General features: G+C 71.8%; 17 protein-coding genes and 1 pseudogene. 12 read left to right on the forward strand and 6 right to left on the reverse strand.

Translation table 11 applies throughout. From position 1 onward, the window contains the following. Window positions 1-21: 21 nt before the first annotated feature. A complete protein-coding gene (locus tag Drose_RS09805; RefSeq protein ID WP_260727855.1) occupies window positions 22-2,790 on the reverse strand; it encodes an aconitate hydratase in 2,769 nt (922 codons plus the stop codon). 143 nt (window positions 2,791-2,933) lie between these two features. Between Drose_RS09805 and Drose_RS09810 the strand changes: the two genes are divergently transcribed. Continuing rightward, window positions 2,934-3,287: a VOC family protein gene (locus Drose_RS09810; protein ID WP_260727856.1), complete on the forward strand. Its 354-nt coding sequence runs from the start codon at window positions 2,934-2,936 to the stop codon at window positions 3,285-3,287. Between the two features lie 37 nt (window positions 3,288-3,324). On the opposite strand, the gene Drose_RS09815 is transcribed toward Drose_RS09810, so the two are convergent. After that, window positions 3,325-3,732, reverse strand: coding sequence for a hypothetical protein (locus Drose_RS09815; protein WP_260727857.1), 408 nt, complete (start codon window positions 3,730-3,732; stop codon window positions 3,325-3,327). 72 nt (window positions 3,733-3,804) lie between these two features. On the opposite strand from Drose_RS09815, the gene Drose_RS09820 reads away from it, so the two are divergent. Both Drose_RS09820 and Drose_RS09825 read left to right on the forward strand, forming a co-directional pair. Then, window positions 3,805-4,236 carry an uL11 family ribosomal protein gene (locus tag Drose_RS09820; protein ID WP_260727858.1) on the forward strand — a complete coding sequence of 144 codons (432 nt, stop codon included), beginning with the start codon at window positions 3,805-3,807 and terminating at the stop codon, window positions 4,234-4,236. Continuing rightward, window positions 4,223-4,633: a hypothetical protein gene (locus Drose_RS09825; protein WP_260727859.1), complete on the forward strand. Its 411-nt coding sequence runs from the start codon at window positions 4,223-4,225 to the stop codon at window positions 4,631-4,633. The genes Drose_RS09820 and Drose_RS09825 overlap by 14 nt, the downstream gene beginning before the upstream one ends. A gap of 34 nt (window positions 4,634-4,667) precedes the next feature. On the opposite strand, the gene Drose_RS09830 is transcribed toward Drose_RS09825, so the two are convergent. After that, a complete protein-coding gene (locus tag Drose_RS09830; protein WP_260727860.1) occupies window positions 4,668-5,195 on the reverse strand; it encodes a YbhB/YbcL family Raf kinase inhibitor-like protein in 528 nt (175 codons plus the stop codon). Window positions 5,196-5,360: 165 nt separating this feature from the next. Next, the gene (locus tag Drose_RS09835; RefSeq protein ID WP_260727861.1) at window positions 5,361-6,812 is read right to left on the reverse strand and encodes an aminopeptidase P family protein; all 1,452 of its coding nucleotides are present in this window, start codon (window positions 6,810-6,812) and stop codon (window positions 5,361-5,363) included. Window positions 6,813-6,883: 71 nt separating this feature from the next. Here Drose_RS09835 and asnB point away from each other — a divergent pair, with 71 nt between their 5' ends. From asnB to Drose_RS09855, 4 genes are all read left to right on the forward strand, one after another. Further along, entirely contained in the window at window positions 6,884-8,938 is a 2,055-nt protein-coding gene (asnB, locus tag Drose_RS09840; RefSeq protein WP_260727862.1) for an asparagine synthase (glutamine-hydrolyzing), read from the forward strand. 6 nt (window positions 8,939-8,944) lie between these two features. After that, a complete protein-coding gene (locus tag Drose_RS09845; protein WP_260727863.1) occupies window positions 8,945-10,072 on the forward strand; it encodes an AAA family ATPase in 1,128 nt (375 codons plus the stop codon). Window positions 10,073-10,141: 69 nt separating this feature from the next. After that, window positions 10,142-11,065, forward strand: coding sequence for a PfkB family carbohydrate kinase (locus Drose_RS09850; RefSeq protein ID WP_260727864.1), 924 nt, complete (start codon window positions 10,142-10,144; stop codon window positions 11,063-11,065). Further along, window positions 11,062-11,799 (forward strand): hypothetical protein, encoded by a 738-nt coding sequence (locus tag Drose_RS09855; RefSeq protein WP_260727865.1) that lies wholly within the window; start codon window positions 11,062-11,064, stop codon window positions 11,797-11,799. Before Drose_RS09850 ends, Drose_RS09855 begins: the two co-directional genes overlap by 4 nt. Window positions 11,800-11,808: 9 nt before the next feature. Here the strand turns inward: Drose_RS09855 and Drose_RS09860 are convergent, their stop codons facing one another. Further along, window positions 11,809-12,288 (reverse strand): cupin domain-containing protein, encoded by a 480-nt coding sequence (locus Drose_RS09860; RefSeq protein WP_260727866.1) that lies wholly within the window; start codon window positions 12,286-12,288, stop codon window positions 11,809-11,811. 172 nt (window positions 12,289-12,460) lie between these two features. Here Drose_RS09860 and Drose_RS09865 point away from each other — a divergent pair, with 172 nt between their 5' ends. The 3 genes from Drose_RS09865 to Drose_RS09875 all read left to right on the forward strand — a co-directional run bounded on the left by Drose_RS09865 (window position 12,461) and on the right by Drose_RS09875 (window position 14,885). Further along, on the forward strand, window positions 12,461-13,684 hold the full coding sequence (locus tag Drose_RS09865) for a helix-turn-helix domain-containing protein (RefSeq protein WP_260727867.1): 1,224 nt from the start codon (window positions 12,461-12,463) through the stop codon (window positions 13,682-13,684). Window positions 13,685-14,241: 557 nt separating this feature from the next. Then, entirely contained in the window at window positions 14,242-14,586 is a 345-nt protein-coding gene (locus tag Drose_RS09870) for a hypothetical protein (RefSeq protein ID WP_260727868.1), read from the forward strand. Further along, complete coding sequence (locus Drose_RS09875) at window positions 14,583-14,885, forward strand: hypothetical protein (RefSeq protein WP_260727869.1); 303 nt, start codon at window positions 14,583-14,585, stop codon at window positions 14,883-14,885. The genes Drose_RS09870 and Drose_RS09875 overlap by 4 nt, the downstream gene beginning before the upstream one ends. Window positions 14,886-15,254: 369 nt before the next feature. Here Drose_RS09875 and metE read toward each other — a convergent pair whose 3' ends face one another. After that, the gene (gene metE / locus Drose_RS09880; RefSeq protein ID WP_260727870.1) at window positions 15,255-17,435 is read right to left on the reverse strand and encodes a 5-methyltetrahydropteroyltriglutamate--homocysteine S-methyltransferase; all 2,181 of its coding nucleotides are present in this window, start codon (window positions 17,433-17,435) and stop codon (window positions 15,255-15,257) included. 84 nt (window positions 17,436-17,519) lie between these two features. Here metE and Drose_RS09885 point away from each other — a divergent pair, with 84 nt between their 5' ends. Beyond that, entirely contained in the window at window positions 17,520-18,440 is a 921-nt protein-coding gene (locus Drose_RS09885) for a LysR family transcriptional regulator (protein ID WP_260727871.1), read from the forward strand. A gap of 114 nt (window positions 18,441-18,554) precedes the next feature. Next, window positions 18,555-19,196, forward strand: a pseudogene (gene trmB, locus Drose_RS09890) (tRNA (guanosine(46)-N7)-methyltransferase TrmB); the annotation flags it as partial. Between the last annotated feature and the right edge of the window lie 45 nt (window positions 19,197-19,241).

The raw sequence follows: 19,241 nt of genomic DNA on the forward strand, positions 1-19,241 counted from the left end.
GCCGCTCGGTGGACAAGGGTGTTACGCCTCGATCATCTTGCGCAGGACGTACTGCAGGATGCCGCCGTGGCGGTAGTAGTCCGCCTCGCCGGGGGTGTCGATGCGGACCACCGCGTCGAACTCGACCCCCGTGTCCGTCGACACCTTCACCGTGCGCGGGGTGGTGCCCTCGTTGAGCTGCTCGACGCCGGTGACGGTGAAGGTCTCCGTGCCGGTCAGGCCCAGCGAGCCGGCCGACTCGCCCTGCGGGAACTGCAGCGGCAGCACGCCCATGCCGATGAGGTTCGAGCGGTGAATCCGCTCGTACGACTCGGCGATGACGGCGCGAACGCCCAGCAGCGCGGTGCCCTTGGCCGCCCAGTCGCGCGAGGAGCCCGAACCGTACTCCTTGCCGGCCAGGATCAGCAACGGCACGCCCGCGGAGGCGTAGGCCACCGACGCGTCGTAGATCGTCGTCTGCTCACCCGTCAGGTGGTTGACCGTCACGCCGCCCTCGGTGCCCGGCGCGAGCTGGTTGCGCAGGCGGATGTTGGCGAACGTGCCGCGGATCATCACCTCGTGGTTGCCCCGGCGGGAACCGTACGAGTTGAAGTCCTTGCGGTCGACCCCGTGCCCGGCGAGGTACGTGCCGGCGGGGGAGTCGGCCTTGATCGAGCCGGCCGGCGAGATGTGGTCGGTGGTCACCGAGTCGCCGAGCTTGGCCAGGACGCGGGCGCCGCTGATGTCGCCGACCGGCGCCGGTGAGGTGGCCATGCCCTCGAAGTACGGAGGCTTGCGCACGTAGGTGGAGTCGCCGTCCCACTCGAAGGTGTCACCCGTCGGGGTGGGCAGCGAGCGCCACTGCTCGTCGCCGGCGAACACGTCGGCGTAGCGGCTGGAGAACAGGTCGCTGCCGATCGCCGAGGCGATCGTGTCCTCGATCTCCTTCGGGCTGGGCCAGATGTCGCGCAGGTACACCGGCTGGCCGTCGGAGCCCGTGCCGAGCGGGTCGCTGGTCAGGTCGATGTCCATCGTGCCCGCGAGCGCGTAGGCGACCACCAGCGGCGGGGAGGCCAGGTAGTTCATCTTCACGTCGGGGTTGATGCGGCCCTCGAAGTTGCGGTTGCCGGACAGCACCGACACCACGCTGAGGTCGTGCTCGTTGACCGCGGCGCTGATCGCCTCCGGCAGCGGGCCGGAGTTGCCGATGCAGGTCGTGCAGCCGTAGCCGACCAGGTTGAAGCCGAGCTTGTCGAGGTACGGCGTGAGGCCCGCCCGGTCGTAGTAGTCCGTGACGACCTTCGAGCCCGGCGCCAGGGTCGACTTCACCCACGGCTTGCGGCTCAGGCCCTTCTCGACGGCGTTGCGGGCCAGCAGCGCCGCGCCGATCATGACCTGCGGGTTGGACGTGTTGGTGCAGGACGTGATCGCGGCGATGACGACCGCGCCGTGGTCGAGCTCGAAGTCGTCGACCTTGACCGGCTTCGACGGCCGGCCGACGGCGCCGCGCGCGGCCGACAGCAGGTCGTGCGGCTTGTCGCCGTTGGTGCTCAGTTGGTTGGCCGGCGGGTCGCTGGCCGGGAACGACTCGGCGCTCGCCTCGTCGGTGGGGCCCTCGACGCCGTCGGACGAGACGTAGTCGCCGAGAGCCGAGCGGAACAGCGGCTTCGCGCTCTTCAGCGGCACGCGGTCCTGCGGGCGCTTTGGGCCGGCGAGGGAGGGCTCGATCGTGGAGAGGTCGAGCTCCAGCCGCTCCGAGTAGTCGGGCTCGGCGGCCGGGTCGTGCCACAGGCCCTGCTCCTTGGCGTAGGCCTCGACCAGGGCGACCTGCGCCTCGTCGCGGCCGGTGAGCCGGAGGTACTTGATGGTCTCGTCGTCGATCGGGAAGATCGCCACGGTCGACCCGTACTCCGGGCTCATGTTGCCGATCGTCGCGCGGTTGGCGAGCGGCACCGCGCTCACGCCGGGGCCGTAGAACTCGACGAACTTGCCGACGACGCCGTGCTTGCGCAGCATCTCGGTGATGACGAGCACCAGGTCGGTGGCGGTCGTACCCTCCGGCAGCTCGCCCGAGAGCTTGAAGCCGACGACCCGCGGGATCAGCATCGACACCGGCTGGCCGAGCATCGCGGCCTCGGCCTCGATGCCGCCGACGCCCCAGCCGAGCACGCCGAGGCCGTTGACCATCGTGGTGTGCGAGTCGGTGCCGACGACGGTGTCCGGGTAGGCCTGGCCGTTGCGCGGCATGACGACCCGCGCCAGGTATTCGATGTTGACCTGGTGCACGATGCCCGTGCCCGGGGGGACGACCTTGAACTCGTTGAACGCGGTCTGGCCCCAGCGCAGGAACTGGTAGCGCTCCTTGTTCCGCCTGTACTCCAGCTCGACGTTGCGCTCGAAGGCGTCCGGGCGCCCGAACAGGTCGGCGATGACGGAGTGGTCGATGACGAGCTCGGCCGGGGCGAGCGGGTTGACCCGGGTGGGGTCGCCGCCCAGTTCCACGACGGCCTCACGCATCGTGGCGAGGTCGACCACGCAGGGCACGCCGGTGAAGTCCTGCATCAGCACCCGCGCGGGGGTGAACTGGATCTCGACGCTGGGCTCCGCGGTCGCGTCCCAGCCGCCGAGCGCGCGGATGTGGTCGGCGGTGATGTTCGCGCCGTCCTCGGTGCGCAGCAGGTTTTCCAGCAGGAGCTTCAGGCTGTACGGCAGCCGATCGGCGCCCTCGACCTTGCCGATCTTAAAGATTTCGTAGCTGGCGTCGCCGACGCTTAGCTGGCTTCGTGCTCCGAACGTGTCGAGGCTCGCCACGGCGTACTCCTCAAATGTCAGGCGGGTGTCTCTCGGCCAAGTCTTCCGCAGCGGGCGACGGCCCGAGCCGCGGGGGTTGCTGTCCTCAAGAAAACCGTACGTCCGTCTTGTTATAGAGGCAAGTCTTGTACCACGCTGTGGGCATGATGCATCACGTGCAACTCGCCTGCCCGGCCGGTTCCGAGCCGGTGTCCCGGGCGTTCTACGCGGGACTGCTGGGCCTCACCGAGGTCCCGAAGCCGCCGGCGCTGGCGCCACGTGGCGGGTGCTGGTTCCGGGGGTACGGCCTGGAGCTGCACCTCGGCGTCGAGACACCGTTCGCCCCGGCCCGCAAGGCGCACCCGGGCATGCTGTGGCCCGGCCTCGACGCGCTGGCCGAGCGCCTGGCCGCCGCCGGTCACGAGGTCGTCTGGAGCGACGAACTGCCCGGCTACCGGCGGTTCCACACGTACGACCCGCACGGCAACCGCCTGGAGTTCCTGACGCCGCTGGCCTAGCGGGCCCGGGACACGGGGAACTTCACCCTGTGCTCTCCTACAGGTCCATGGCCTCCTGGCCGTCCGGAAGTGGCCGGAACCCCGCCTCGCGCAGGATGCCGGGCACGTGCCGGCCGGGCGCCGGTGGTGCCGCCACGAGCCGGCTGGCCGGAGTGGCCCGAAGGGCGTCCACGAGGGCGATCAGTAGCTGAAGGGCCCGGTCGCGGTGGTCGGGCGGGGTCGCGAAGTAGACCAGATGGGCTGTGCTGCCGGCGGCTCGTACGGCGGCGAGCCCGGCCGCCGGCTGGTCGTCGTCCCCCGCCGGGTCGACCAGCTCCCACCACTCCGCGCTGCCGTCACCCGGCCACCAGCCGTCGGCGGGCCGCTCCTCCCACTCGGCGACGACCCGGCGGGTCACGGCCTCCCGGCCCCGGGGCAGGCGGCGGATCAGCATCAACGCACTCACCCGGACAGCATCCGACGGGCCGCTTGCAAAAGGCTTGACCCTCCAGCCGCTGGAATTCCTACCTTCGGCCGCATGGCTGTCCCGAAGAAGATCATCCGTACCCTCACCATCGAGCTGGAGGCCGGCAACGCGTCGATGGTCGAGCTCGGCAAGATGCTCGGCCCGACCGGCGTCAACATCAGACAGGTCAAGACGGAGTTCGACGACAGCACCGCCGGCCGGCGCGGCGACGTCGTCCCCGCGGTCGTCACCGTCTTCGACGACCGCAGTCACGCGCTGCGGTTGAAGACCCCGCCGACCGCGTTCCTCATCCGCAAGGCCCTCGGCATCAAGTCGGGCGCGCGGCGGCCGGGACACGACTCGGTCGGTGAGCTGACCCTCGCCCAGTTGCGGGAGATCGCCGAGCGTAAGCTGCCCGACCTGAACACCGACGATCTGGCCGCGGCGATGCGGACGGTCGCCGGGACGGCCCGGTCGATGGGCGTCAGCGTTGCGGACCGATGACGATCCGTGGCGCGGCATCGTGCCGCCGTTCCGGATGCTCGACCCGTCGCTCGCAGGCGCGGCGCGGCTGCCCCTGCTCGACGAACTGATCGCGGCGCTGCCGGACGAGCGCCGGGCGGCCGGACGGCTCAACAGTGCGCTGCCCGTACTGCGGCTGCGGCTCACCGGCGACCGCTGGCGGTTGGTCGTCGACGAGCCGTTCGCGCTGGCGCTGCTCGTGGTCGCGGGCGGCTGGCAGCGGCTGAAACGGTGTCCGTGCGGCGCGCCGTTCGTGGACCGGACGGCGGCCACGACCCGCCGCCACTGCGCCGCGCACCTCCGCCACGGCGTCCGCCGTCCAGCCTTCGGCGGCGATCTTGGAATTGTGGTGCCAGACCTGTCCGAAAAGAGCGGATAGCGGGAGAACCACAATTCCAAGATCGCGTGGGTGGTTAGAAGCCGAACTCGGGAACCAGTAGTGCTCGGGCCAGGGTGTGGGCCGTCACGTTGAAGCCGACCACGTTCGGGTGGGCCTCGGGGGCCACGTCCAGCGACTCGACGTCGAGGGCGTGGACCACGAAGAAGTACCGGTGGGGCGCGTCGGACTTGGGCGGGGCGGCGCCGCCGAAGTCGCGGGTGCCGTAGTCGTTGCGGTAGTGGACCGCCTCGTCAGGCAGGCCGTCCTTGTCGCCGGTGCCGGCGCCGGTGGGCAGCTCGGTGACGTTCGCCGGGATGTTGAGCACGAGCCAGTGCCAGAACCCGCCGCCGGTCGGCGCGTCCGGGTCGTAGCAGGTCACCGCGAAACTCCTCGTCCCCGCCGGGAATCCCGACCAGGCGAGGTGGGGTGACGTGTTGCCGCGCTCGAAGACCTGCGCGTCGGGCAGCGTGCCGCCGTCGGTCAGGTCCTCGCTGGTCAACGTGAACGCCGGCACCGCGGGAAGGAAGTCGTAGGGCGACGGCGGGCGCGGACGGTCGGACATGCGCACTCTCCTTGTGCTGGACTTTCGGAACCCGATCCTCTTACCCAACGACCGGATCCCTCAACTGAGGCGGGGAGACCACCTGGCCGAGCAGCCGGATCAGGTTGCGGCTGGTGGACCGCACCTCGCCGGTGACCGTGCCCGGGGTGAACACGTCGACCGGCGTCAGGGCAGCCGCGGCCCCGCCTCCCGCTGTGCGGCGAGCCACGACTCGACGTCGTCGGCGGTGCGCGGCAGGCCCGCGGAGAGCACCTGTGCGCCGGCCGGGGTCACCAGCACGTCGTCCTCGATGCGCACGCCGATGCCGCGCAGCTCGGCCGGGACCAGCTCGTCCTCCGGCTGGAAGTACAGGCCGGGCTCGACGGTCAGCACGTAGCCGGCCTCGAGGGTGCCCTCGCGGTACTTCTCCTTGCGGGCCGAGGCGCAGTCGTGCACGTCGAGGCCCAGCATGTGACCGAATCCGTGCAGCGTCCACCGCCGGTACAGGATGCTCTTCGGATCCATCGCCTGGTCGACGCTGACCGGCAGCACACCCAGGTCGGCGAGGCCCTCGGCGAGCACCCGCATGCAGGTCTGGTGCACGTCGTCGAACGCGGTGCCGGGGCGGATGACGTCGATGCCGGCCTGCTGCGAGCGGTACACGATCTCGTAGACCTGGCGTTGCAGCGGGGAGAAGGTGCCGGAGACGGGGACGGTCCGGGTGACGTCGGCCGTGTAGAGGTGCCGGTTCTCCACGCCCATGTCCATGAGCAGCAGGTCGCCGGGGTTGGTGCGGCCGTCGTTGCGCATCCAGTGCAGGATCGCCGCGTGGGCGCCGCTGCCCACGATCGAGCCGTAACCGACCGTGTTGCCGTCGTGCCGCGCGCGCAGCCCGAACACGCCCTCGATCAGCCGCTCGCTGACCGCCCGGTCGGCGGGCAGGATCCGGGCCACGTCCTCGAAGCCGCGGACCGTCGCGTCGACCGCGTCCTGGAGCTGCTCGAGCTCCCACGCGTCCTTCACCAGGCGCAGCTCGGACAGGACCCGGGCCAGCTCCCGGTCGCGCTCCGGCTCGGCCGTGCGGACCCGGGCGTCGACGGAGGCGTCGAAGCCGCGCAGCACCCGCGTGCGGCCCGGCGCGCAGTCGTCGAGCGCGGCCGGCAGGTCGTCGAGGTGCGCGGTGTTCAACTGGAGCTCGGTCGACTTCTCGGCCAGGGTGTGCCGGCGGCCGATCCACAGCTCGCCGTGGTCGCGGTCGCGGAAGAACTCGTCGGTGTCGCGCGGCGAGCGGGGGCGGATGAACAGCGTGGCCTCGTGGCCGCTGTCCGTCGGGCGCATCAGCAGTACCGCATCCGGATCATGCTCGCCGGTGAGCCACACGTGCTCGGTGCCGGGCCGGAACGGGTTGTTGGTGTCGTTGCTGCGCACCGACTCGGCCCCGGTCGGGATGACCAGCGTCTCGCCCGGGAAGGCCGAGGAGAGGTCCGCGCGGCGTTTGGCGTGGTTGGGGGCCTCGACCCGGGGCGCCGTGTCGAGGGACGAGTCGCGCCAACCGGTCCGCATGAACTGGATGAACCGTTCCGGGAAGTCGGGATCGTGCGACTGGCTGCCGGTCGGCTGTTGACCTGCGTCCTCCATGGTTGGCCCCCTGTGCCATCGCGGGAATTCGTACTCCACCTGCGACCGTACCGCGTGCGAAGATGCAGGCTATGGCGGGACTGCTCACGTTCGTCAGCGCGCGGGGCAACGCGTCGGCGCACCGGGATCAGATCGCCGACGCGCTCGAGCTGATGCGCCACCGCGGCCCGGACGAGCACCGGGTGGTCGCCACCGACGACGTCGTGTTCGCCGCCAACCGTCTCATCGTGACCGATTTCACGGGCGGCCGCCAGCCGGTGACCTACCCGCCGGGCGGCGTCACCGCCGGCCGCTACGTCATCGTCCTCGACGGTGCCGTCTACAACGCCGGTGAGCTGCGCGAAGAACTCATCGAGGAGCGCGGCGCCGACTTCGCCTCCGGCGCCGAGGCCGAGGTGATCGTCGCCGCCTACCACCACTGGGGCCCGAGCGCGGTCAACCGGCTGCGCGGCATGTTCGCGTTCGTCATCTGGGACAGCTCGGCCCGTCGTGCGTTCGGCGCCCGGGACCCCTACGGCATCAAGCCGCTCTACCGGCTGGCCACGGCCGACGGTGTCTACCTGGCCAGCGAGAAGAAGGCGCTCCTGCCGTTCGTCGCCGACCAGACGGCCGTCGACACGGCGAACCTCCAGCACTATCTGACGATGCAGTACGTGCCGGAGCCGGCCACCATGCACCCCGACGTGCGGCGACTGGGCGCCGGGGAGTCGTTCGTCTACACGCCGGGCGGACCGCTGGCCAACCGGCGGTACAGCCAGCTCGACTTCCGGCCCGCGGTGGCCGCCGACGAGGGCGCCCTCATCCAGCGGATCACCGTCGCGTTACGGGACAGCGTCCACACCCACCTCAGGGCCGACGCGCCGGTCGGCGCGTTCCTGTCCAGCGGCATCGACTCGACCGCGATCGTCGCGCTCGCCGCCGAGGCCGAACCGAACCTGCGCACCTACACCGTCGGCTACGACGTCGAGCAGTACTCCGAGATCGCCGTCGCCGAGCAGTCGGCGCGGACGCTCGGCGTGCCGATCGCCTCGACGGTCGTCAGCGCCGCCGACTTCATGCAGGCCCTGCCGCGCATCGTCTGGCACCTCGACGACCCGGTCGCCGACCCCGCGCTGGTGCCGCTGTACTTCCTCGCGCAGCGGGCCCGCCGGGACGTCGCCGTGGTCCTCGGCGGCGACGGCGCCGACGAGCTGTTCGGCGGTTACCCGATCTACCGCGAGCCGCTGTCGCTGTCGACCGTCAGCCATCTGCCCGACTCGGTGCGCCGCGGACTGCGCGCCGTCTCGCGGGTCATCCCGCAGGGCGTGAAGGGCAAGAGCTTCCTGGAGCGGGGCACCACGCCCATCGAGGAGCGCTACTACGGCAACGCGCGCATCTTCACCGACGAGGAGAAGGCGGCGCTGCTGCGCCACCACGTGACCGGCATCCGGCACACCGACGTCACCGCGCCGGTCTTCAAGGAGGCCAGCGCCCTGGATGACGTCACCACGATGCAGTACATCGACCTCTACACCTGGCTGCGCGGCGACATCCTGGTCAAGGCCGACCGGATGACGATGGCCCACTCGCTCCAGCTCCGCACGCCGTTTCTGGACCGGGCCGTCTTCGAGGCCGCCTCCGTCCTGCCGACCGAGCTGAAGGTGCCGCCGCGCTCCCAGGAGACGAAGGCCGCACTGCGTCGCGCCCTCGCCGGGATCGTGCCGGAGGCGATCGTCCACCGCAAGAAGCTCGGCTTCCCGGTGCCGATCCGGCCGTGGCTGCGGGGGGAGATGTACGACTGGGCGCACGGCCTGCTCGACACCTCCGGCGCCGGCGACCTGCTCGACCTCGACGTGGTCCGCGGCCTGCTCGGGGCGCACCGCAAGAACGAGGCCGACCACTCGCGCAAGCTCTGGACCGTGCTCGTCTTCTGCGTGTGGCACGCCGTGTTCGTCACCGGCACGATGAAGCCGGGCGTCCCGAGCGCTCCGGGGCCGGGCCACGGAGCGGGCGGCGGGTTCGACGGCGGTCCCGGCCCCGGCTCGGGTGGGCTTTTCAACGCCTGGGGCGCCTCCGCGAAGCCGGGTTATTTCGCTGGTGAGGCCGGTCAAGCCGGGCAATACCCGGAGGAAATCCACCTACCGTGAGCGGCAATGCTGCTCAAGTTCCGCCTCCAGAACTACCGCTCGGTCCGTGACGTCCAGGAGCTGACGACCCTCCTGGCGGAAACCCGGTCACCGCACGGCGGCTTCCCGGTGCGGTTCGCGCACGGCGGCGCGGTCCGGGTGTCGCCGCTGGTCGGCGTCTTCGGGGCGAACGCGAGCGGCAAGTCGACGGTGCTGCGCGCCCTCGGCTCGCTGCGCGCGCTGGCGGCGGCCGGCAGCGACGCCCGGGAGGCGGCCCGCCGGTTCGAGCCGTTCCAGCTCGATCCCGCCGCGCGGCTGCTGCCGACACGGTTCGAGGTGGAGTTCGTCCTCGACGGCATCCGATACGTGTACGGCTGCGCGTACAAGTCGGGCGAAATCGCCGGCGAATGGCTCCACGCGCACGGGCGGGACCGCCGGCGGGTGTGGTTCGAGCGCGACCGTCACACGACCCGCTGCCTGCCCGAGGCGGGTCTCGACCGGCTCGCCGCCGCCGTCGACCCGGAGACGACCCTGCTCGCGTTCGGCGCCGACGCCGAGCACCCGTGGCTGGCGCCGATCGCGCAGTGGCTCGGCGGGCTGCGCCGGGTCCGGATCGCGGCCGGCGCCCGGCTCGTCGCCGACCTCGACCGGCTCGCCGCCCGCTGGAGCGACCAGTTGACGCTGCTGCTGACCCGGGCCGACCTGGGCATCTCGGGCGTCGATACCAGCACCTCGACGCTCCGGCTCATACACGAGGGCCGGTCCGGTCCGCAGCCGCTCGGCGCGTACGTCGAGTCCGACGGCACCATCGCCTGGCTCGACCTGCTCATCGAGCTGCTCCACGCGCTGGACCACGGCGGCGTGCTGCTCATCGACGACCTCGACGCGATCCTGCACCCCGTCCTGCTGACGGAGGCGCTCCGGCTGCTGCGCGACCGCGACCTCAACCCTGCCCGTGCACAGTTGATCTTCACCGCCCGGTCGGTGCCGCCCGCGGCCGAGGGCGCCGAGGTGCTCGAACCGGACCAGTGCTGGTACGCGGTGAAGGGCGCCGACGGCGCGACGTCACTGGTGCGGGAAGGCAGGGCGCCGGAGATCGGCCCGGGCGAACTCGCCAGGGAGCTCTGGCTGGCCAAGCAGCGGCTCAGGCCGTGATACTGGCCCTGGAACCGGTCACCGTGGTCTCGGTCCGGGACCGGGCGGCCGGAGTGAGGCGGAGGGCGCATGGCGGCATATGCGGTGGTGCTCGGTGAGGCGTTGGTCGACCTGCTGGAAGAGCCGGCCGGCGACTCGGTGATCTACCGGCCCGCCGTCGGGGGCGCCCCGTTCAACGTCGCCGTGGGCATCGCCCGGCTCGGCGTGCGCAGCGAGTTCCTCGGCTCGTTCGGCGACGACCCCTGGGGGCCCCGCCTGCTGCGGTTCCTCACCGACGCGGGCGTCGGCACCGGCGGCACCGTGACCGTTCCCGGTGTCGCCACGACCCTGGCCGTCACCACGTTCGAGGGGCACGAGCCGACGTTCCGCTTCTACGGCAACCCGCCGTCGTACGGCCTCTTCGACGTCCCGGACGTCGACGCCGACCTGGTCGCCGGCGCGGGACTGCTCTACTGCGGCTCGATGTGCCTGCTCGCCCCGCCGGTGCTCGCCGCGGCCCGGCGCGCCTGGGCGGTGCCCGGCCCGGTCCGCGTCTTCGACCCCAACGTCCGGCCGGTCGTCGGACTCAACCCGGAGGTCGTCGCCGAGTTCGCCGCCACCGCCGACCTGGTCAAGCTGTCGTCCGCCGACGCCACGGCGCTGTGGGGCGAGTCCCCGGAGGCCGCCGCCGGCCGGCTCCTCGACCTCGGCGCCGGGGCGGTCGTCGTGACGACCGGCGCGTCCGGCGCGCTCGTGGCGTGCCGATCGGGGAGGGTACGGGTGCCGGCGCCGCCGATCACCGCGGTCGACGCCACCGGGGCCGGCGACGCCACGATGGCCGGGCTGTCGTGGGGTATCCTCGCCCACGGCCTGCCGGGCGACCTCGGCGGTTGGGCCCTGCTCACCCGGGTCGCGGTGCACGTCGCGGGCCTGGTGTGCGAGTCGCGCGGGGGCGCCGTGTCGATGCCGACGCTCGCCGAGCTGCGCGCGCGGTTCGTAGACTTGGCGGTGTGACGCCCGGGCGGCTGGACCGCTATGTGCTGACGAGCAGGGTGACGGCCGCGGCGGTCGCCTCGGTTCTCGTCGCGCTGCGGGCCGCCTACGAGTTCGGCGTCACCCCGCAGCGCACCCCGGTCTGGCTGACGGTCACGCTGCTGATCGCCCCGGTCGTCCTGCTGAGCGCCGCGTTCATCGTGTTCGGCATCGTCTTCCGGCCGGTGCACCAGCCGTTGCCGTCGGCGCTGCGGATCCGCGGCGACGCGTTCGTCGTGCCGGGCTCACCGGTCTGGCTGGGCCGGCTCTCGATGGGGTGGGCGCTGCTCGGCACCCTGTTCCTCGAGAGCGACCCGTCCCTGCCGCTGGGCGTGCGCATCGCCGTCAACACCGGCGCCGGGCTGTTCATCGCCGCGGCCGCGATCCCGCTCCTGCGCGGCCCCAGGATCGTGGTCAGCCCGTCCGGCCTGGCGATCCGGGCCGGTGGCCGGCGCGAGGTCGCCTGGGACGACCTGGTCCGCGTGCCGGCCACCCCACTCCCGCTGACGGTGCGCAGCCCGAAGCTGGCGCTGAGCATCCGCCGCCCGGGCCACCCTGAGCCCGGCTGGCTGCTGATCCCGCTGGAGCTGCTGGCCGTCGAGCCGGTCTTCCTGGGCTCGGTGGTCGAGCACTACGTCGAGCACCCCGACCGCCGGCCGGCCATCGGCACCCGGGAGGAGTACGCGAGGCTGACCGGCCAGCCGGTGACGTCGTAGCCGGGGCGCTCAGATCCAGAACGTGTCGTGGTCGAGCATGAAGGCGGCGCGTTCCTCGTCGGTCATCTTCCCGAGCTCGGGCAGCCCCTCGAAGTACGCCTCACGCGGCGCACCGGGCGCGAAGTGCAACAACATCGAGGCCGGCTCGCCCGACTCGTTGCGGAAGGCGTGGACGCCGCCCTCCGGAACGTGGACGAAGTCGCCGGGCTCGGTGTCGATCCACCGTTTGCCGTCGAAGATGCGCACCGATCCCTTCAGGATGTAGAAGGACTCGGAGATCGACCGGTGGAAGTGCGCGTCGGGCCCGCTGGGCTGCGGCCCCATCTCCCACCGGTAGAGCCCGAACTGTCCGTTGGTGGTGGCCCCGGTGGCAAGGTAGTGCACGGTGTTCCCGTTCGCGTACGTCCACTCGGGAGCCGCGCCGACCGGCCGGTAGGTGGCATTCAGTTCCCCGGTCTCACCGAGGTATCGAGGTGGCGGATAGGACATTCCTCCACCCTACGGTTCCCGGCTGCCCGTTCCGCGTCCCTTGCCGGTTTGCGGGGCCGTGTTCCCGCGTCCTTGCCTCGGTCTTGCGGCTGCCGCCGGCCTGAACACCCGCCGAGCCGTTCACAGCGGCTACGCTCGATGCACGGCGTACCACAAACTGACGGGGATGCCCATGTCGCGAAGCGAGGTCGATCCACGGTTCGGTGACCTGCTGCGCGCGTTGTTGGAGGCGCGGGGCCTGTCGTATCGGGGGCTGGCCGCGCGGGTGTACCAGGGCAAGAGCTACGTGCACGATCTGGCGACCGGACGGGCGGCGCCAACCGTCGATGTCGCCAAGCGGCTCGATGAGGCGCTCGACGCTGGCGGGGCGTTGATCGCGCTCGTCCAGGCACCGTTGGTCGGACCGCCTCCCGGGGTGGAGGAGCCGGCGACGGATGCGGAGCTGGAAGCTATCGAGTTGGTTCGCCGGGTCGAGGCGAGTGACATCGGCGACGGCACGCTGAGCCGTCTGGAAGAGGCGGCCGACCGGATGGCGATGAGCTACGCCGGCACGCCGCCGGAAGAGTTGCTGCCACGGGTACGCCGGCATCTCAGCTACGTCACCGGGCTGGTCGACGTGCGGGCGACGATCGAGGCCCAACGCAGGCTTCTCGTGGTCGGCGGGTGGCTCGCGCTGCTTGCCGCCACGCTCCACATCGACCTTCGGCAGCGGGCCGCAGCCGAGGCGTGGTTGACCACGGCAGAGCAGATGGCCGTGCACGCTGGACATGACGAGATCCGCGCCTGGTGCTATGAGACCCGTGCGTGGGACGTGCTGACCGACGGCCGGTACCCCGAGGCGCTGGCACTGTCCCAGCGGGCGCAGTCCATCGCACCGGCGGGCGGCTCCGCGTTGATCCAGGCGACGGCGCAGGAGGGTCGGGCGTGGGCGCGGATGGGCGGATCGGCGGAGACCCGCGACGCGCTCGAACGTGTCGCGCGGCTGGTCAGCAACCTACGCACACCCGAGCGACCGGAGCATCACTACCGGTACGATCCGGCCAAGGCAATCTCGTACACCGCCACCACGCTCGCCTGGGTCGGCGATCCGGCCGCCGAGCAGTTCGCCCGCTCCGCAATCGGTGAGCTGCTGACCGATCCGGGCGGGGTGCCTCGCCCGCGCCGGGTGGCGTCGGCCAGGCTCGACCTGGCACTTGCGCTGCTGGCGGCTGACAAGCCTGATGAGGCCGGCGCCGAGGCGTTGTCGGCGGTCACGTCGGGGCGGATCGTGCCGTCGAACTGGTGGCGTGCCACAGAGGTGCTGGCGGGCGTGGAACGCAGCGGCGTCCAGGAGGCACAGGACCTTCGCGACGCCTGCCATGCCTTCCGGCCAACCCGGCGTGAGCTGACAAGCTGACCGTCCGCCGCGTCCGGACAGGCACGGACACCAGCGGACAGCGCGACGGTTCTCAATGTCCGCACCGGTCGCAAGACTACGGATGAGGACGGCGGTCAAGCCGTCTCGCCACTCGTCACCGTGCAGACCTACAGGAGTACACGCGTGAAGGCCCGCCGAGACCCTGACCGACAGCGCTTCCCCGTTCACCTCGGATCGCCCGATGTTCGCAGTGCCAACGCTCGCGTCGAGTTCATCGACGGAGACCCGGTCATGCTCATCGATGACGGCGACGTCGAGATCAAGTTCTTCTCCGGCCTCGGCGGCACGTGGCGGAGGCCACCAACGGCGGGCGCGAGATCGCCGCAGTCGCGCCGGCGTTCGCCCAAACGAGTTGCGAACGGGCGAACCTGTGCGGGCAGCGTCTGCGGACCAGCCGCGGTAGGTGCCGTGCTGCTCCCCGGCGCGCCGCGGCTGAGATCCCGGTGGCGTCGGGTCGAGTGGTCGGGCGCATCGATCGTGTTGGCCGGTGCGCCCGACCTGCAGACGTTCGAGATCACGACCGATGGGAGCGGGGCATGACGACCATGTACGCCGGTGGTGAGCTGGTGGCGCATGCGCAAGCGATGCTCGACGTCCACGTGGTCGCTGTCGCGACGGGCTTGTGCATCGGCTGCGGCGCGCCCGGTCCGTGCGCCGAACGGGAGCGCGCGGCGACGGTGTTCAAGAAGTCGTTGCGCCTGCCGCACCGCACGCCGGGTGCGACCCGCCCGGAACCGCTCGGAGCGCAACGCGGCGGCGGCAGGGGCTGGTTGACCGCCACGACGATTCGAGAACTCCCAACAGATCAACGCGGATCGGTACCCTGCGCTCGCGAGCGAGGGCACCGTATTCCACGGCCTTCTCGCGGCAAGGAGCGATGATGAACGCCGAGTACCACCCCGATTGGTGCGCCCGTAACGCATGCACGGCCTACGTCGAGGACGGCGACGAACTCCATCGCTCCGAGCCGATGGTGATCAAGACCGACGATCCGACCGTTGACCTGTTCGTCTACAAGACCGCTGGTCCGGACGGCGCCACGGAATACATCGAGATGGCGAGGCTGGACGTGCCGACCGAGCAGTCGTGGCACTTGTCTGAACCGGTCCTCGGTACTGAGCTGGTGCTCCCGATGTCCTCGGCCGGCGCCGTGGTGCGGGCCATGGCCGTGCTGTCCTGAAGGCTCACTGTGAGCCATAAGTCGCGCACGTAGGCGCCGTTCCTCGCCTCCGTGTCCGGCGCCGTGGCCGCCCGATGCCGGCGCCTGCGCCGCCAGCAGGGCGAGCCGCGAGCGCTCATGATCGGGAAGCGGTAGCGGCCTCGCCTGACGCTGCCATGCCTCGATCGCGACTTGCTGTGCTCGGTGACGGATCTGCCCGCTACCCGCAACCGGTGAGTCGACACGCCTGGTCGACGGCTTTTCTGATGGTGAGCCATGTGAACGAGGCCGGCTCGCCCGCTGCCCGCTCCGCGTCCGTTGCCGGTTTGCGGGGCCGTGTTCCCGCGTCCTCGCCTCGGTCTTGCGGGCTGCGCCGCCGGCCTGAGCCGGTCATCGGTGGCCGGGGTCCTCCATGCTCGCCCGGACCGCCCCCGCCGCCGCCACGACGTTGGTCAGCGCCTCCTCCACCTGCTCGTACGTTCTCGTCTTCAGTCCGCAGTCCGGGTTCACCCAGAGCCGCTCCGCCGGGATAGTGCGCAGCGCGCGCTGCAGCCGGGCGGTAATCTCGGCCCGGCTCGGGATCCGGGGGGAGTGGATGTCGTAGACACCCGGCCCCAGCCCGCGCCCGAACCCGGGCACGCCGGTGCCCGACCGCGCCGACTCGATGCTGGTGACGTCGGCGTCCAGCGCGTCGATCGCGGCCGAAACGTCGGCCGCGTTGCTGTAGCACAGGTGGGTGTGGATCTGCGTCGCGTCGCCGGCTCCGCCTGTCGCGTGCCGGTACGCGGCGACGGCCCATGCGAGGTATTCGTCCTGATCCCCTTTCCGCAGCGGCAACAGCTCGCGCAGGGCCGGCTCGTCCACCTGGATCACCCGGATGCCGGCCGCTTCCAGGTCCCGCACCTCCTCGCGCACGGCGTCGGCGACCTGCATCGTCACGTCACGCAGCGGCCGGTCGGCGCGGACGAAGCTCCAGGCGACGATCGTCACCGGGCCGGTGAGCATGCCCTTCACCGGCCTGCCGGTGAGTGACTGCGCGTAGGTCGCCCAGCGCACCGTGATCGGCGCCGGACGGCGGACGTCGCCGTGCAGGATCGGCGGCCGGGTGCAGCGCGACCCGTACGACTGCACCCAGCCGTTGCGGGTGACCGCGAAACCGTCGAGGTGCTCGGCGAAGTACTGCACCATGTCGTTGCGCTCCGGCTCGCCGTGCACGAGCACGTCGATCCCCAGCCGCTCCTGCAGCGCGACGGCGCGCCCGATCTCCCGCTCGATCAGCGACTCGTACTCCTCGCGGCTGCTCCGCCCGGCCGCGAACGCCTGCCGCGCGGCCCGCACCTCGGCCGTCTGCGGAAAGGAGCCGATGGTCGTGACCGGCAGGGTGGGGAGGTTGAGGTCACGCTGGGCCGCCGCCCGGACGGCGTAGGCGCTGCGCTCCGTCACGCCGGTGTCCGGTCTCCGCCGCGACCCGGCGCCGGTGACCGCGGTGCCGCCCGTGTCCACTGCGCCGGGTGCGGCCTTCGGGCCGAGCGCGGCGAGCGCGACGATCTCGGCGACCTTCTCCTCCGCGAACGCGAGCCGGCCGGGAAGGATGTCCTCGCCCCGCAGCGAATACGGCACGTGCAGCAACGAGCACGAGCTGCTCACCCGGGTCGCGCCGGCCGCCGCCATCAGCGCCCGGGCCCGGTCGAGATCGGTCCGCCACACCTCCCGCCCGGACACGACCCCGGCGACGACCGTCCTGCCCCGCAGGAGTTCGACGTCTTCCGGCACACCGTGCGTCAGGTCCAGCGCGACCGCCTCCACCGATGTCACCGCGAGGGCCGGCAACGCGTCCGCGATGTCGCCGAAGTACGACGCCACGAGCAGCTTCGGCCGTCGCGGGTGCCCCGCCAGCCGCCGGTACGCGTGCCGGACCGCGGGCGACCCGCCGTCGGTCACCAGGATCGGCTCGTCGAGCTGCACCCAGCCGACCCCCTCGGCGGCGAGGAGCGACAACAGCCGCACGTACACGTCGAGGAGGTCGTCGAGCCGGTCGACCGGCGTGAACCCGTCAGGGCTGCCCGGCGCCGCCTGCGCCAGCCGGAGGAACGTCACCGGCCCGACGAGCACCGGCCGGGTCTCGTGTCCCAGCTCGCGGGCCTCCCGCACCTCGGCGAGCGGCTTGTCGGCCACGGCCCGGAACCGCGTCCTCGGTCCGATCTCCGGCACCAGGTAGTGGTAGTTGGTATCGAACCACTTCGTCATGCGCAGCGGCGCGACCCCGTCGACACCACGCGCCATGGCGAAGTACGGGTCCGCGCACTCCCGGTATCGGTCCGGCACCGCGTCGACGAGCATCGCCGTGTCGAGTACCTGGTCGTAGAACGAGAACGTGTTCGACGGCAGCCCGTCGAGCCCAAGCTCCGCGAGGCGCCGCCAAGTGTCGGCCCGCAGCCGCCGGCCGACGCGCTCGAGGTGGTCACGGCCGGCCCGGCCGTCCCAGTAAGCCTCCAGGGCGTGCTTCAGCTCACGGTCCGGCCCGATCCGCGGATACCCGAGCACGGTCGAAACAGGAAAGTCATCAGACACGCTGCGCATCGTGGGTGCTCCGCTCCTTCCCCGCCCGATCGATAAGCAGCACCAATAGCCGCCGCGGTGTCCGATACTCGGTGCATGGTCGACGGCCCGCCACTGCGCGACATCGGCTGCTTCGCCCTGGTCGCACGCCGTCTGTCGTTTTCCCGGGCCGCTGCTGAGCTCGGCATGTCCCAGCCCGCGGTGAGCCAGGCCGTCGCCCGGCTGGAGCGCACGCTGGGCCTGCGCCTGTTCATCCGCACCAGCCGCGAGGTGGCGCTCACCGACGCCGGCCGCGGCCTTCTCCCGCACGCCGAGGCCGTCCTCGACCAGGCCGCCGCGTTCGCCGCGGAGGCCGCCCGCCTCGCGGTGCCCGCCGCGCCGGGCATTCGCCTGGCTTATGCACCGCTCGTCGGCGGCTTCGCCGCGCGGATGGCCCGCCGCCTGGCCGTCCGCAAGCCGCCGGTCGACGTGGAGCTCCGTCCCGCGGGCTGGCAGGCCGCGACCCACGAGCTGACCCATGGGCTGTCCTCGGCGGCCCTGATGAGCATTCCGTTTCCGCCCGGCCACGCCAGCGCCGCCCGCTTCCACGTGCCGGTCACGCATCTCGCCGTGGCGACGGCCGACCGGCTGGCCACGGCGGCCCGTGTGTGGCTCGCTCAGGCCGGCCCGCTGCTGGTGCCCCGCGGCCTGCAGCCCTCGCCAGTGGCGGGCCGGCGTCCGGCCACGCGGCAGGCGGACGCCGTCCAGCGAAGGTCGGACGCGCTGGACGCCGGGGTGCGGCTCGCGCCGGAGGCGGTCGACGATCCGCTCGCCGCGGTCGACCTGGTCGCGGCCGGCCGGGGCGCGCTGCCCGTGCCGCAGCTCGTGGTGGAGACCGTCCGCCGCCCCGACGTCCGGTTCGTGCCGCTGGCCGACCCGGGGCTGCGGCTGACCTTCGGTCTGGTGTGGCGGCCGGACCGCCCGACCGAGGACCTGATGGCCCTCGTCCAGGCGGCTCAGGACGGCCTGCGCCGGTGAGCCCGGCGTACGCCGCCCGGCAGCCGTGCCGGCGTGCGTCCACGGAGCCGTCGGCCGGGCCGGGCGCGGGCACCGTGGTGCCGGTGTGTAACCGCCAGGTAAGGTTGGTGACCCGTGACTACCGTCGACCGCCCGCGCAAGCCCATCCGGACATATCACCCGCGCCGGGGGCGGCTCAGTGGTCGGCATTTCGACGCGTTGGATCGTCTGAGTGACCGGTTCGGCTTCGCGCCCGGTGCGCCAGTCGACGTGCTGGAGATCGGGTCCGGCATGGGAGAGGCCACGCTGGCGATGGCCGCCGCCGACCCGGCCCGGCGATACCTTGCCGTCGAGATCCACACCCCCGGCGTGGCCAACCTGCTGGCGCTCATCGAGCAGCACGCCCTGAACAACCTCCGCGTGGTCAGCGTCGACGCGCTCGAACTGCTCCGGCATGACATCCCCCTCGAAAGCCTCGCCGCCGTGCATGTCTTCTTCCCCGACCCCTGGCCGAAGGCCCGCCATCACAAGCGTCGCCTCATCCAGCCGGCCCATGTGGCACTCCTGCGCGACCGTCTTCGGATCGGCGGCGTGCTGCACTGCGCCACCGACGACGTCGGATACGCCGAGTCGATGCTCGAAACCCTCGACGCCGACCCGGGCCTCAGGAACCTCCACGACGGCTTCGCCCCGCGCCCCGAGCACCGCCCGCTCACGAAGTTCGAGCAGCGTGCGCAGCGCGACGGCCGCCCCTCCTTCGACCTGATGTACGTCCGTGGCGGTCCGGAGCGCACCGGGGACGCCGCGGCCCAGGAACACGAC

The sequence above is a fragment of the Dactylosporangium roseum genome, assembly GCF_025264685.1.
GTDB lineage: Bacteria > Actinomycetota > Actinomycetes > Mycobacteriales > Micromonosporaceae > Dactylosporangium > Dactylosporangium roseum.